Source organism: Methanobrevibacter sp. (genome assembly GCF_017431965.1).
Taxonomy (GTDB): Archaea; Methanobacteriota; Methanobacteria; order Methanobacteriales; family Methanobacteriaceae; genus Methanocatella.
Window position 1 is genome coordinate 42,100 of sequence record NZ_JAFRKB010000050.1, and the last position, 13,977, is coordinate 56,076.

16 protein-coding genes, 1 tRNA gene and 1 other RNA gene are annotated in these 13,977 nt (G+C 33.2%); 11 read left to right on the forward strand and 7 right to left on the reverse strand.

The genetic code is table 11. From position 1 onward, the window contains the following. The first annotated feature begins 3 nt into the window (after window positions 1–3). The 5 genes from IJI93_RS07495 to IJI93_RS07515 all read left to right on the forward strand — a co-directional run bounded on the left by IJI93_RS07495 (window position 4) and on the right by IJI93_RS07515 (window position 2,706). Window positions 4–693: a metallophosphoesterase gene (locus IJI93_RS07495; RefSeq protein ID WP_292821778.1), complete on the forward strand. Its 690-nt coding sequence runs from the start codon at window positions 4–6 to the stop codon at window positions 691–693. Window positions 694–797: 104 nt separating this feature from the next. Next, window positions 798–1,727, forward strand: a complete 930-nt coding sequence (locus IJI93_RS07500; RefSeq protein WP_292821780.1) for a 2-phosphoglycerate kinase — start codon at window positions 798–800, stop codon at window positions 1,725–1,727. Beyond that, entirely contained in the window at window positions 1,687–2,079 is a 393-nt protein-coding gene (locus IJI93_RS07505) for a CBS domain-containing protein (RefSeq protein ID WP_292821806.1), read from the forward strand. Before IJI93_RS07500 ends, IJI93_RS07505 begins: the two co-directional genes overlap by 41 nt. A 165-nt stretch (window positions 2,080–2,244) precedes the next feature. Beyond that, an RNA gene (ffs, locus tag IJI93_RS07510) (signal recognition particle sRNA) lies at window positions 2,245–2,558 on the forward strand. 64 nt (window positions 2,559–2,622) lie between these two features. After that, window positions 2,623–2,706: transfer RNA gene (locus IJI93_RS07515), tRNA-Ser, on the forward strand. A gap of 9 nt (window positions 2,707–2,715) precedes the next feature. On the opposite strand, the gene IJI93_RS07520 is transcribed toward IJI93_RS07515, so the two are convergent. The 3 genes from IJI93_RS07520 to IJI93_RS07530 form a co-directional block, all read right to left on the reverse strand. Continuing rightward, on the reverse strand, window positions 2,716–3,621 hold the full coding sequence (locus IJI93_RS07520; RefSeq protein WP_292821782.1) for a cation diffusion facilitator family transporter: 906 nt from the start codon (window positions 3,619–3,621) through the stop codon (window positions 2,716–2,718). Then, entirely contained in the window at window positions 3,614–4,732 is a 1,119-nt protein-coding gene (locus tag IJI93_RS07525; RefSeq protein ID WP_292821784.1) for a pyridoxal phosphate-dependent aminotransferase, read from the reverse strand. Before IJI93_RS07525 ends, IJI93_RS07520 begins: the two co-directional genes overlap by 8 nt. Before the next feature lie 65 nt (window positions 4,733–4,797). Next, a complete protein-coding gene (locus IJI93_RS07530) occupies window positions 4,798–6,351 on the reverse strand; it encodes a radical SAM protein (RefSeq protein WP_292821786.1) in 1,554 nt (517 codons plus the stop codon). Window positions 6,352–6,512: 161 nt separating this feature from the next. Between IJI93_RS07530 and IJI93_RS07535 the strand changes: the two genes are divergently transcribed. The 3 genes from IJI93_RS07535 (at window position 6,513) to fwdF (ending at window position 8,289) form a co-directional block, all read left to right on the forward strand. Next, complete coding sequence (locus tag IJI93_RS07535; protein ID WP_292821788.1) at window positions 6,513–6,971, forward strand: phosphopantetheine adenylyltransferase; 459 nt, start codon at window positions 6,513–6,515, stop codon at window positions 6,969–6,971. Window positions 6,972–7,074: 103 nt separating this feature from the next. Beyond that, entirely contained in the window at window positions 7,075–7,266 is a 192-nt protein-coding gene (locus tag IJI93_RS07540; RefSeq protein ID WP_292821790.1) for a 4Fe-4S binding protein, read from the forward strand. Between the two features lie 9 nt (window positions 7,267–7,275). Next, window positions 7,276–8,289 (forward strand): tungsten-dependent formylmethanofuran dehydrogenase subunit FwdF, encoded by a 1,014-nt coding sequence (gene fwdF / locus IJI93_RS07545; RefSeq protein WP_292821792.1) that lies wholly within the window; start codon window positions 7,276–7,278, stop codon window positions 8,287–8,289. Between the two features lie 14 nt (window positions 8,290–8,303). On the opposite strand, the gene IJI93_RS07550 is transcribed toward fwdF, so the two are convergent. Beyond that, window positions 8,304–8,519 carry a class III signal peptide-containing protein gene (locus IJI93_RS07550; protein ID WP_366513290.1) on the reverse strand — a complete coding sequence of 72 codons (216 nt, stop codon included), beginning with the start codon at window positions 8,517–8,519 and terminating at the stop codon, window positions 8,304–8,306. After that, complete coding sequence (locus tag IJI93_RS07555) at window positions 8,479–8,685, reverse strand: class III signal peptide-containing protein (RefSeq protein WP_292821796.1); 207 nt, start codon at window positions 8,683–8,685, stop codon at window positions 8,479–8,481. Before IJI93_RS07555 ends, IJI93_RS07550 begins: the two co-directional genes overlap by 41 nt. 183 nt (window positions 8,686–8,868) lie before the next feature. Here IJI93_RS07555 and IJI93_RS07560 point away from each other — a divergent pair, with 183 nt between their 5' ends. After that, complete coding sequence (locus tag IJI93_RS07560) at window positions 8,869–10,035, forward strand: hypothetical protein (RefSeq protein WP_292821798.1); 1,167 nt, start codon at window positions 8,869–8,871, stop codon at window positions 10,033–10,035. Continuing rightward, on the forward strand, window positions 10,035–10,754 hold the full coding sequence (locus IJI93_RS07565; protein WP_292821799.1) for a metal-dependent hydrolase: 720 nt from the start codon (window positions 10,035–10,037) through the stop codon (window positions 10,752–10,754). The genes IJI93_RS07560 and IJI93_RS07565 overlap by 1 nt, the downstream gene beginning before the upstream one ends. Here IJI93_RS07565 and rqcH read toward each other — a convergent pair. Further along, the gene (rqcH, locus tag IJI93_RS07570) at window positions 10,751–12,757 is read right to left on the reverse strand and encodes a ribosome rescue protein RqcH (RefSeq protein ID WP_292821800.1); all 2,007 of its coding nucleotides are present in this window, start codon (window positions 12,755–12,757) and stop codon (window positions 10,751–10,753) included. The genes IJI93_RS07565 and rqcH overlap by 4 nt on opposite strands. Before the next feature lie 85 nt (window positions 12,758–12,842). Between rqcH and IJI93_RS07575 the strand changes: the two genes are divergently transcribed. Next, entirely contained in the window at window positions 12,843–13,115 is a 273-nt protein-coding gene (locus IJI93_RS07575; RefSeq protein WP_292821802.1) for a hypothetical protein, read from the forward strand. Here IJI93_RS07575 and IJI93_RS07580 read toward each other — a convergent pair. Next, window positions 13,110–13,977, reverse strand: an 868-nt coding sequence (locus IJI93_RS07580; protein WP_292821804.1) for a DUF2070 family protein, incomplete at its 5' end; no start/stop codon positions are given. The genes IJI93_RS07575 and IJI93_RS07580 overlap by 6 nt on opposite strands.

Consider the following 13,977-nt stretch of genomic DNA (forward strand, 5'->3'; position numbering starts at 1 on the left):
AATATGACTAAAATTTTAGCAATAAGCGATGTTCACGGTGAAGAAAACGAAAATTTGTATACCTACTTAAATAATAATGACATTGATTTAGTTTTAATTTTGGGGGATATTACAGACTTTGGACCTTTAGACTTCGTTAGCACTTTTATTAATAAAGTAGCTGATTGCGGTGTTGACGTAATTGCAATTCCGGGAAATTGCGATCCAACAGGAATTTGCAATGCTATCAATGAGGTTTCATTCTGTCTTCACAATAATATTATTGCTTATGGGGATGCAATATTGTTTGGATTCGGCGGATCTAATCCTACTCCATTTGATACACCTGGTGAAATGGATGATGACAAGATTTATGCTGCTGTTTATGATTTATTAGCTAATTATGACTATGTTTACAATTCTGAAGTACCAAAAGTAAAAATATTGGTTACTCATGCACCGCCTTTTAATACTGATGCGGATAGAGTTGCAAATGGTGAGCATGTGGGAAGTCCTGGAATTCAAAAATCCATACATGAATTTGAGCCTGAAATAAATCTTTGCGGCCATATTCATGAAGCAAAATCAATTAGTAAAATAGGAAAAACTACTGAGGTAGCTAATCCTGGTATGCTCAAAGACAATGGGGCAGTTTTGATTGATATAAAAGATGGCTCTAATTATGATTTAAGCCTCATATCTTTAGATGAATAATTTTTATTCATTCTCTTTTTCTTTTTTTTGAAAAATCAAATAACAAATTTTATTTAACAATAACATACAATATTTAACCATATTTATTAATGCATGTGATTACTATGATTTGGGTTGTCGGTGATGTCGATGGTAAAAAATATAAAGAGCCTTTTTCCAAAGGAATATTGTCTCGATCACTTAATGTGGCGGATATTGGAACAGAAAGAGCTCACGATATTGCTAGTGATATTGAATCAGAATTAGTTAAGAATAACATTACAGAAATTCTTAGCTCTGATTTGGCGGATGTTGTTTTAAAGTATCTTGAAGGATTTGACCCAAAAATCGCAAATAAATATAAAAATTGGAGATCACTTAGAATTTCAAAAAAACCTTTAATTATATTAATCGGTGGCGCTTCAGGAGTTGGTACTTCATCTATGGCTTTTGAGCTTGCAAATAGGTTAAGATTAAAAAATATTATAGGAACTGATATGATTCGGGAAGTCATGAGAAAAATAGTCTCTAAAGAATTAAGTCCTGTTATTCACAAGTCAAGCTTTGATGCACATGAAAGTATTAGAACTCCTTCCATTAGGGTAGACTCTGTTATTGAAGGATTCATTAGTCATGTTGATGTTGTAAATGTGGGTATTGAAGCGATTATTGAAAGATCAGCTAAAGAGGGCATAAGTACAATTATTGAAGGAGTTCATGTTGTTCCTGGATTTATTAGAAAAGATTTAATGGAAAATAATAATATCATAGTTTTTACTTTAATAGTGGCTGATGAAGAATCCCATAAACAAAGATTTTATTCAAGATGCCGCCAGCCATGGGTTAAAAGGTCTCTTGAGAGATATATGGATAATTTTGATACTATCAGAAAAACTCAAAGCTTTTTAATAGAACAAGCCAAAATTCATGATTCACACATTATTGATAATGTGGATATTAACGAAACAATTGATATCATGATAAATGATATTTTAGATAAATTTGGAGGAATAGATAATGTTGAACAAGAAAGTGAAAGATATAATGACCACTGATGTGATTACAACCACTTCAGATACAGACGTTGTTTATGCTTTTGAAAAACTGATGAAACATAAAATAAGTTCTCTTCCGGTTGTAGATGATGATAACTTGATTGGTATTATTACTGCTACTGATGTGGGTCATAATCTAATTCTTGACAAGTATGAGTTGGGAACTAGTGTGGATGAAATTATGATTAAGCCTGTCGTTACTGTTTCACCTGAAGACAGTCTTGAAGATGCAGTTAAAATAATGAAAGAAGGTGTTTCTTCTTCAGGCATTTTAAATCAGCTTCCTGTTGTTGAAGAGGGTAAATTAGTTGGAATTATATCTGATGGAGATATTATTCAAGAAATATTATAATTTATCCTATTTTTCTTTATTTAATTTCATTTTTAGAAATTTTTAAACAGTTACTATAATTATTTATTTTTCTAGAAAATCTTTTTTTTATTTATTTAATTTATTATTTTTGAGGGCATTTGGTATTTTTTGCTAACATTTATATAATATTAAAATCAAATATTAATCTTGGCTAGACTGGAGGGTTAGGGGTCCTCTGTAAGCACACACCCCCTTTGGTGCAGTTGAAGTTCAGAAGGCGGCTTTTTAAGAGAGTATAAGCCTAGAAAAAACAGCATAGAAACCTCGTCCTGCAGGATTGGTGGTGGTGAGATTTTTACTGGAGGGTAAAAATTAGTCACCTTCGATATGGGAATGGGTCAGGCCCGGAAGGGAGCAGCTCTACTGTTAACATGCGATGCTTGTAGAATCCCGGGGTGGAGTTGGGTTTTTTAGATCACTTATATTTTTGAGATTAGTCCACTTCTGAACATGCCGTTTATATAAATAATTAAGTTTATAAATAAGTTTTGACATATAACTTATTATAATTGTTTTTTAGTTGTCGGGATGGCCCAGCCTGGTACGGCGTCGGACTGCTAATCCGATGATCTTATGATCACCGGGGTTCAAATCCCCGTCCCGGCGTTTTCAATATTATTCATCTATTTCTTGGGTATGGTTGTATTCTAATCCGAGAGGGCATGCATGCACCATAACATATTTTACTTCAGGAATCTCTTTCATGATGTTATTTTCAACAGCATGTACAATTTCATGTGTTTCATCTAAAGTGATGTTTCCATCAAGCTGTATATGTAATGAGACTGTTGCATAGGAACCCAAATAATCTACTTTGATGTTATGCGCATTTTGAGCAGGTGGTGTGTTATTAGCAACATCTCTTATTTTGTCAATGAATTCTTTTGAGGGAACTTTTCCCATGATGTTGTCAATATTTTCTTTCCCTATTTCATATGCAGTTTTTAGAATTAAAAATCCGATGACTAGTCCTATAATTGGATCCAATATTGGATAACCCATATTTGAAACAGCAACACCGACTAAAACTGCTATTGATGAAAAAATGTCTGTTTTTTGATGTTTTCCATCAGCAATAATTACCGGGCTGTTTATTTCTTCACCGATTCCTATAATATATTGGCTAACGGAATAGTTTATAAATATTCCTATGACTGCCATTATTGCTGCAAACACATCTGGTGTAGTAATCAATGAAGGATTAAATAATTTTTCAATTGCACCCCCCATAATCTCCCATGCCACTATTGCCAAAAATAGAACTATAAATAATCCTCCTATTGCTTCTGCACGGCCATGTCCTATGGGGTGTTCATCATCTGCAGGTTTTTGGCCTATTTTGAATCCAGTATAGGCTACAATTGTAGTTACCATATCTGAAAGAGTATGCGCCCCTTCGGATATTAATGCATAACTTCCGGACATTACTCCAACAATTATATTAAACACGGTCAAAAAGCAATTTGCAATGAGTGCAACTATAGCTGCTTTTTTCCCGGCTTTACTTCTAAACTCATCCATTAACTACACTCTCTTCTAAGATATTCATAGCTTTTTCAATATTTTCATAGGAGTTTGCATATGACATTCTCACATGTTTTTCTCCATTTGATCCAAATGCAGCTCCTGGAACTGTAATCACGCCTGCTTTCGCTGCTTTTTGAACAAAGTCTTCATCTTCAATTTTTGGGAATACATAAAATGCCCCTTCGGCATTAACTGTTTCATATCCCATTTCATTTAAACGGCTGACTATCAGGTCACGTCTTCTTTTAAATTCGTTAACCATTTTAACGACTTCATCTTGCGGTCCGGTTAATGCTTCATAAGCTCCTTTTTGAGCTGTAGTGCTGGCACAAGCTATGTTATATTGGTGAATTTTAAGTAGATTTTCAATATTGTCCTCATTTGAGGTCAGGTAACCTATTCTTAAACCGGTCATTGCATAAGTTTTTGAAAATCCGTTCAATGTAATTACATTATCGCTGTGTTTTGCGGGTGAGTAATGTTTTTTATCATAAATTATTTTTTCATAAATTTCATCGGAAATTACTAAAAAGTCATGGTCCATTGACAAATCGGCAATTGCTTTTATGTCTTCTTTGTCCATTACTGCCCCGGTCGGATTAGATGGTGAATTTAACATGATAGCCTTCGTATCCTTTGATATTTTTTCCACAACATCATCTGATTTTAATTTAAATTCATTATCCATGGAACAGTCAACGGGAACTATTTTTGCACCGGACAGATTTATGCATGCTTCATAAGATAAAAAACTAGGATTTGGTAGAATTATTTCATCTCCGGCTTCAAAAAATGCTTGTGTGCACATGAACAATCCTTCACTGGCTCCGGCTGTAACGATGATATCTTCAGGATTAGTTTTTATCCCATTGTCTTTTTTGAATTTATCGACAATAGCTTCTCTTAATTCAATTATTCCTTTATTTGAAGTATAATGTGTTTCATTATTATCAATTGAATTTTTCATTGCAAGTTTGATGTTTTCAGGGACATTAAAATCAGGTTCTCCAATACCCAGATTTATCGCATCGGGATTTGTCACTTCAAACATTTTTCGTATTTGTGATAATTCAATTGAATTTGTTCTTTTTGCAGGGTTTACCATATTTTTTCCTCTCTTAATATTTTTATTATTTTTATTATTATTGTAAATTATTTTTTTTCCAGTAACTATTTTTCGCATGCTCCACAATTATAGCATGGGGATGTTTCACACCAGGGAGTTTGCTTTAAGTTTTTCAGTCTTTTGTTTTCTATTTTTAAGAATTTTTCGCTTATCCCAACATCAATATTGCTCCAAGGCAGTTCATCGTTGATGTCATAATGTGGAAGCAGTTCCCTCCATTCTTTTAATGTGGGCTGATTTGTTAAAGATTTTTCAATAAGTTCACCAACTTGCCTATTTCCACAGGATAATATATATTGAATCATACATTTTTTAGGACTTTCACATTTTATGTTATATTTTCGCATTTCCTTTTTAAGAAATCGGGTTTTATTTTTTATATCCTTGAAATCATATCCTTCCCATTGAAGTGGAGTATGAGGTTTTGGAATAATCGGGTTCACACTGAATTTTACATTTTTGATACTTTTATGCATTCCAGCTATTTTTTTCATATACTCGGCAAGATCTTTAATATCATCTTTATTTTCGCCAGGTATTCCGATTAAAAAATATAATTTAATTTTAAAATCAAGGTCAACCGCATCTTTTATAACAGAAAATATTTTTTCATCTGAAATTTCCTTATTGATTACTTTTCTGAGTCTTTCAATAGATTCTGGAGCAAGCGTGATTGTTTTCAGTCCACTTTTTTTTAGAGTTTCCAAAGTTTTTCTAGAAACGGACTCTATTCTTAGAGAAGGTGTTGAAATTTGAAAACCCTCTTTTTCAAGGTTTTCTGTAAGCAAATCCAAATTACTGTAATCTGACACTGCAGCTCCAATCAATGTTATTTTGTTAAGACCGGTATTTTGCCTATTTTTTATAGCAATATTCAATAATGTTTTATAATCCGTTTCACGTGTAGGTCTGTAAAGATAGCTTGCCATGCAAAATCTGCAGCCTCTGGTGCATCCTCTCGAAACGTTTAACATAATTGTATTGTTAAAAATGGTTTGATAATCCTCATCATCACTTCTGCTTATGATGGGTTCTGTAATGTGATATGCGTTATCCATATCATTGACTAGAACAATCTTGGTTTTGTTGTTATACTCGGGAATATAAACTCCAGGAACATCTAAAAATTTTTTTAAGTTGCTGTTTGGACTTTCGAGATATTTATCTAAAAGATTGTTTATTATCTCTTCTCCTTCACCAATTATGAAAATGTCAATATAATCAGATAATGGAAGTGGGTTTGCTGTTGCACAGGGGCCTCCGGCTATAATCAATGGATCATTTTCGTTTCTGTCCTTTCGTTTAAGAGGAATTTCAGCATTTTTCAACATTTCCAATACATTGAAGTAGTCCTCTTCAAACTGCAAAGTAAAGCTTATTATATCAAAATATCTGCTGGGAGTATTTGATTCGATTGAGTTTGTATTTGGATAGATTATTCTCTCACACCATGTATCATCACGTTCATTTATATGATTATATAAAATATTGTAGCCTAATGATGACATAGCGGTTTTGTAGATATTAGGATATGCCAATCCGAAGTGTATGTCAATCTTTTCATAGTTTTTTTGAAAAGCATTTTTTTCATATATCATATAAATCAACTTTTATTATTTTTTTATTTATCTTCCTATAATAATTATGTATTATATATCATTAAAATTATCTACTTTTTTCATTAATCCCCGTATTAAATAGCTAATAATTTATAATAGTTTTAATAAAAATTTAATTAACAAGCTATTAGGACAATATTATGAATTCTAAAAAATATTCAAAAGTGGCTGTTGGAGGAACCTTTGATAAATTTCATGATGGTCATAAAAAATTATTATCAACCGCATTTGAAATTGGGCAACGTGTGGAGATTGGCGTTACTTCAGATGCATTTGGTGGTTTAAAAGGTGATATTGATTCTTGTGAGGAAAGAATGAAAAATCTTAAGTATTTCTTTTCAGATAAATCCGATTTTACTATTGTTCCTTTGGAAGATTCTTATGGGACCACTATTTATGATGGTGATTTTGAAGCGATTGTTGTAAGTGAAGAGACCGAACCTACAGCACTTGAAATAAATGATATTAGAATTTCTAAAGGTATGAAACCTCTTGATATTGTTGTAGTAAGTTTTGTGTTGGCTTACGATGGCATTCCTATTTCCTCAACACGAATTAGGCGAGGCGAAATTAATCAAAATGGGAATTTCATCAAATAATCGAAAAAATAATCGACATGTTTATATATTCATTTCGAGAAATATTTAAACAGCGTATCAATTATTTTTTTAATAGTTATATGTAATTATTGAGGTGGAAAATATGGCAGTAAAAATAGACCCTGATGCATGTGGTCACATTGATAATTGTCCTGTACAAGGATTATGTATTAAACTTTGTGAACAAGGTGCAATCATTGAAGAGGATGGAGATGTAAAAATAGTCCCTGAAAATTGTGATGACTGTGATTTATGCATCCAAAATTGTCCAAATCAAGCTATTTCAAAAGCATGAGGTATTTTTATGTTTAGTATAGAGCGTGTTGGAGAAGAGCATCGTAAATTAGCTTATGATGATGCTAAATGTGTTGGATGCGGAATTTGTGTAGACACTTGTCCTACTTCTTCATTAAGATTAGGACCTTTAGTTCCAATTGCAAGAGGATTAATCGAAATGGATTTAATTTCTGTTAGTGATTCCTGTGTATTCTGTGGATTATGTTCTGTGGCATGTCCATTTGATTCATTGTCATTAACCATTGATGGTGAAGATATCAAAGAATCAGAGTCATACCCATCATGGGAAGTTGAATCTAAAATTGACGATGAAGAATGTATGTATTGTGGAAGATGTTATTCAGTATGTCCTAGAGATTCAATCATATTCGAAAGAACATTACCTGAAGTTTCATCATTAGTTAAAGGAGAAATCAGTTTCGATCAAGACAAATGTATATACTGTTCATTCTGTGCGGATTTATGTCCTGCTGAAGCTATTACTCTTAGCAATATTGCAACATCAAGTGTTGATAAATTAAATAACAATATTGAAGTTGACACTTCTAAATGTATCTACTGTGGAGTATGTAAAAGAATCTGTCCGGAAGATGCAATTAGAGAAGTTTGTGCTACATGTATGTATGCTGATGAAATTGAGATTCCTGAAGTTACAGGTGATGTTTTCATTCTTGAAGACACCTGTGTAAACTGTTCATGGTGTGCTGAAACTTGTCCTGTTGATGCAATTACAATAACAAAACCATTTGAAGGAACTCTTGAAATTGTGGAAGATGAAGCTGAAGAAAAAATATGTAAAGGCGAATCTTGCCATGCATGTCAAGATGTTTGCCCATGTAATGCAGTAGAAATTGTTGACGGTAAGGCTGTCACCAATTTGGACTTCTGTAATTTATGTGGTGCTTGTATTACCGCATGTCCACAAAATATCAGAGTATTAAACAGAACTAGTATGAAATTGAACAATATTAATTCTGAATCATGGAACGAAATCTTAAACGCATTAATTAGTGGAAAATAGGGTTTCCCCTATTTTCAAATTTTATTTATTAAAAAATCTCTTTCTTGTTTTAGCAAACCCTTTAGGTTAGCTTGTGTTTTATTAGTTATATCAGATATATAACTGCCTACTAGAAGTATTATCACAAGTAATCCTCCGATTATCAGGATTAACTCGGCACTTCCTTGTCCCTTGATGTCTAATTTTTTTCTATACATGAGTCCTGTTGTCAAGTATTGTGTTTCTGACATCTATGATGTCATCTTTTGCCTTTAAACTTCTGTCACTAGTTTCCATATATGATCGATAGATTGTCAATGCTAACAGGGCAATAACAATTACTCCACCGAACAATAATATGTATTCTGCAGCCCCTTGGCCGGAGTTTTCTTTGAGGAGTGTTTTCATTTTTTTCATTTTTTTCACCAATTAATATTATGATTTTTTATTATATTAATATTACTATTTTATAAAAAAGTAATACTTTTTTACTTTTTTGCATTGATTTTTCCTATTTTTTCCATTAGGTTTATTAATGGGGTCGTAGATAAAATATAATTAGTTAAATATAGAGTGATTAAAATTGATAAGGGTGAAATCGTGGGAAGTACATTAAAATTAGTTTCAGGTTTTATTTTATTTGTAGTAGGTATTCTCATAGCATATGAGACTAGTGTGTATAATTTATTGGATATTTTATTAATGGTTGGTCTTATCATAGCAATTTTTGGAATAATATTAATTATCAGCTATTTTGTCGATTCCAATGCGGATAGGACTACTAATGCCATAAAAGAGTTTATTAACTCTAATGAGTTTAATCCCCAAGCGTTTAATAGGTTTGAAAGAAAACCTGCAAAAAAAAGTCAACCTTTAAATGTTCGTAGGGATTTAAATGAATATGATGATGTTGATTATGAGGAATTAGTTCTTGATGATTATCCTGAATCTCAATCTGGTGGTTATTATAGGGATTCCTTTGAAGATAATCCTAAAGCTGTTTTGAATGTTATGCCATTAGAAGAAAAAGAGGTCGATTTTGACAGACAGCTTGATTTCACACCTTCTTATGATAAGCCATTAAAAGTTACCAGAACCCCTAAAAAGAGGGAGGAAGATTATTTCACTAAGGATGTTCCTGAGTTTATTGTTGAAACAGATAAATCCGAAGAAATTAAAAGGGCATTATCTCAAGAAGAACCTGTTGAAGAGATTATTGTTGAACATCCAACTCCTGTCGTTGAAGAGGTTAGTGCGCCTAGAGACATTAAAATCGATATTAATAATCCTGAAAGTCTCCCTATTCCAACAAATCTTAACAGTTATGTAATTCATAATGAAGGATTGGTAACTTCTCAGGATGCTTTTGAAGAGTTGGCAGTGAATGTAAATAAAGAAATAATGCTGGAGATTCCTTCATTAAATGATTTATCTGACAGGGTTTTATCTCAGGTTCCAACTATATATTCAAGAGTAATCATTGATGAATTTGATGTTTCAGACATGTCTTACATGTTTTTAATTTCTTCACTCTTAAAACAAGGAGTTCACATCAGGACTGTTCCAAAAGTTCATACTGTAAACCTAATTACTGACGACTCCCATGCAATGATTATTTCAGATAACCAAAATGGTGTGGAATATGGAGCTATCTACGATGATAGAAATTCAATTTCAAGCATCAGGGCAGACTTTGAGAAAACATGGGATATTGCTTCTAGTTTAGATGAAAGTATCATAATGGGCAGTGTTGGGGGAACCGCTTAATGGAAATAAGATGGTTGGGTCATTCTGCATTTGAAATTATTAGTGATGATAATGTTAGAATTCTGATAGACCCTTTTATCAGCAATAATCCATCTTGCCAAGTTCCAGTCGAGGAATTAAACCCGGATATTATTCTACTTACTCACGGACATTCTGATCATTTTGGTGATGCTTTGGAAATATCTAATAGTACTAATGCCCCAATAGCTTGTATCCACGAAATTTCACTCTTTTTGGCTAAACAGGGTATTAGAAATATTAGTGCTAACATCGGCGGTTCATTTATATTTCGAAATATTAAATTCACAATGCTGGAAGCAAAGCATTCTTCAGACATTGATGTGGTTGAGGATACTGTTCCGGGTGGAGTTCCTGCAAGTTTCTTGATAACTTTTGAAGACGGCACTAAAATATTCCATGCCGGTGATACTGGTTTATTTGGTGACATGAAAACTATTATTGGCGAAATTTATAAGCCGGACATTGTTTTAATTCCTATAGGCGATAAATTCACTATGGGTCCTTTCGAAGCGGCATTGGCTTCAATGTGGTTAAATCCGAAAGTCGTAATACCGATGCATTACAACACATTCCCGCCAATAGAGCAAGACCCGGCAATTTTTGCAAATTTTGTCAGTCAGTTTAATCCCAACATTGACATTGTGGTAATGAATCCGGATGAATATTTCGAATTTAATCCTGAAGATTATCAGGATTAACTTTTTTCATATTTTTTTCTTTGATGATACTCTTCATCGATATCGCATTTTCCAGACGGCAGCACTCTTATGATATCATCCAGGTTTATCAGGTCATTTTCATTAATTTTATTTATAATTTTTTTGGCAATAGCTTCTTTTTTTGTAAAACCCGGTTTTAATACAACGAAATTTTCACAATGTGCCTCGAGTGCTTCAATAGGACCGGCCATAATGCGTTTGCCCTCATAGTCTACAATTCCAATAGCTAATTTTACCCTTGCACCGCGGATATAATTTCGATGTCCCCTTATGACAAACGATCCTTTCGGTAAAAATTCTCCTGCTTCAGGTGTTTTTGATACCTGTTCCGGATGGATCCAAAATACGTCCTGAGATGTGAAACCTTTTGACCAAGCAGATGAAAAGGATGCTGCAAACTCACCAGATTCTTTAAGTAGCTGGTCATTTAATTCACTGCCATTTAATTTTATTGCAGTTGATGTTGCACCATGTATATCTGCATGTAAATAAATATCATTTGGTTCCAAATATTTTTTCACTACACCCTCATTGGAGTTTGCATCACGCCCTCCAATAACTAAAGTGCCTTGTGAGCTTACAAACCACCTTAATTTTTCAAACCATTTGAGATTTTTCTTGACTCTCTTTTTCGGCACGGACATGTTTTCCATTGCAATATCCTTTTTAGCTTTTATATCTTCAAGCTGTCTTTTGGTGTTTTCAATAGCTATCAGTGCACCTTTTGTTTTTCTTTTTGCTTTTTTAGCTTTTTCATAATAGACTTCAGCATTTTCGGGAATAGTTAATTTGGGATCGATGTTTATCTTTGTATTTTCAATATCTAATGTCAGAACTCCTAACTTGTCGATTGATTCATAAATTTGAGCTTCTTTTATCCCATCGTCTTTTGCTTTTTTAAGTGTTTTTCCAATTTCCTTAAAGGAGTAGTCTTTACTTCTTGCCGCATTAACAACATTAATCATGTTTTCGATAATGGTGTAATTGGAATAGATTACCTCTCCCTTATGTTGGCTGTCGGCGATGGTCCTTTCAAAATTATCAAGTGTTTCTTGCTGTAAATTTAATCTTTTTTCAAACTTGCCTACCTTTTTATTCCATGCAGCTTCCTTAATATCTTTTATGTCAGTATTTACTTTTTGGGAATAGAATTCATCACAGGCTTCATTAAATGAGTCATAGTGTGTTTTTTCATAATCCTCATACTTCACCAAATCGAGAGGAACAACATCCTCTTTGGAATCATTTTTTACAATTTGAGGTTTGATAGACTCATTTTTCAGATTGTCAAACAGGTTTTTGAATCCTTCATATAATGCGTCAAGCTGTTCTTCGGTTATTTCGCTGTTTAAAGTATTTTTATCGGTAGCCACAATTTTATTTGCTCTTGCTATGATTTCTTCGGCATATAAGCTTCCAAGCCCGTTTCTTGCAAGTGTTCTGACAATGTCACTTTCATTATTTTCAAACAGTTCTTTAAACTCTTCGGAAGTTATTGTGATTGGGTTTATTCCTTTTTCTTCAGGGAACAGATATTCCCTTTTAGAGCTTATATCTCTGGTGCTCCAATGTTTTCTTTTAAGAGGCAATATAATGTTATTTTCATCATCCAATAGAATTATATTTCCTTTATCAAAAAGCTCAACAATAATGGTGTAATACTTGTCTTTTTTCACTTTGATTTCAACTACGCGGTCAAAATTGTGTTGCTTTATGCTTTCAACATGAGCTCCCTTAATCCTTTTTCTCAAAAGCATTGGGAATGTTGGTGGATTAGTTGGATTTTCAAGTGGATACTGGCTTGTATGTATTCTGGAACCGCATTGAATCACTAAATCAACCCTTCCGGTTCCTGGAACGTGGAATCTCATCACAACTATATCTTTGGTTGGCTGGAATGATTTATCCACTCTTGCACCGCTCAATAATTTGTTTAATTCATCACTAATTGTATAAATGTCAACATTGGACATTGTTTTCATACTAACACCTTTTATTATTTAACAATACTTTAATATATTATAATCACTAAAATTATATTAATATATTTAATTATGGAGGATATAAATGGACACAACTATTAAAGTTACAACTATTCATATAATAGCAGGTCTCATTTCAGCTATAATTTCCACCGCTTTGACTCTAGGATGGCTTGGATTTAAAAATGAAATTTTTGCAGGATTTATTGCATTGATTATATTATATTTCGTCGGCCAATTCTGTCAAAAAATTGCTGAAGATGAGATTTCCGGATTTTCCCAATGGTTATGGGATGGAATATCACCATTCTTCTTTACATGGGTTATTGCATATACATTATTTGTAATGTATTTATAATCCCCCAAAGAATATCCAAATAAATGCTATTATCAATGAAGTTATCAATAAAACTGGAGCTATAATTTTACTGACAGCCACAACTGAACTGATTGTTGAAATTAGTTCTGTTGAATTTTTTGGACCGAATGTTTTAAGATTTCTAATTTTTTCAGTTCCAGTTCCAACTTCAACTTTTTCTAAATCGTCTATTGCTTCTATAATGCTTGCTTTAACATATTCAATTATTTCAGGTCTTTTAACGATTCCAACAGGATTATAACCTCTTGAAATTGTATTGACTGTATGGGTATCGGTGGTCATCACTTCTATTTCATCTATTTCCAGATTGCTGACCGCGTCAATAATCTCCTGTCTGAATCCGATTTCCATATTGTTTGAATCGAATAGGACGTATGCTGTTCTTTGATTGTCGACTTCAATTATCATGGTCTTCAGACCGCTTTCACCGATTCCCTCCTGTTTGTCAAAGTTTCCAAGGGAATTATATGAACATCCAACTTTCAGGTCATTTTTGGCTTGATTAGGATCTATCTTATCAATCACGTCTATTAAATGGAATACCTCTGCATTTCCAGGCAACACTTCGCCGCTTTCAGGTTCAAAAGAGTTGTGGCAGTCCACAATAACTGAATCCTCAACGTTGCATTTGCTTCTACTTTGGGCCATCATTGTTAGCCCGACACCAAATTCAATGTCGTCGCTGCCTTCAGGCGCAAAGGTGGACAGTATAACCATACCATTATTGAAGAACTGCACTCCAATATTGGCCTTTTCTGAGTTATATCTTATGAATTTACTAGCAGCAGGGGAATACTCAACTCTTTTTAATCCTCTTTTAACAGCATCTTCGATTTTATCA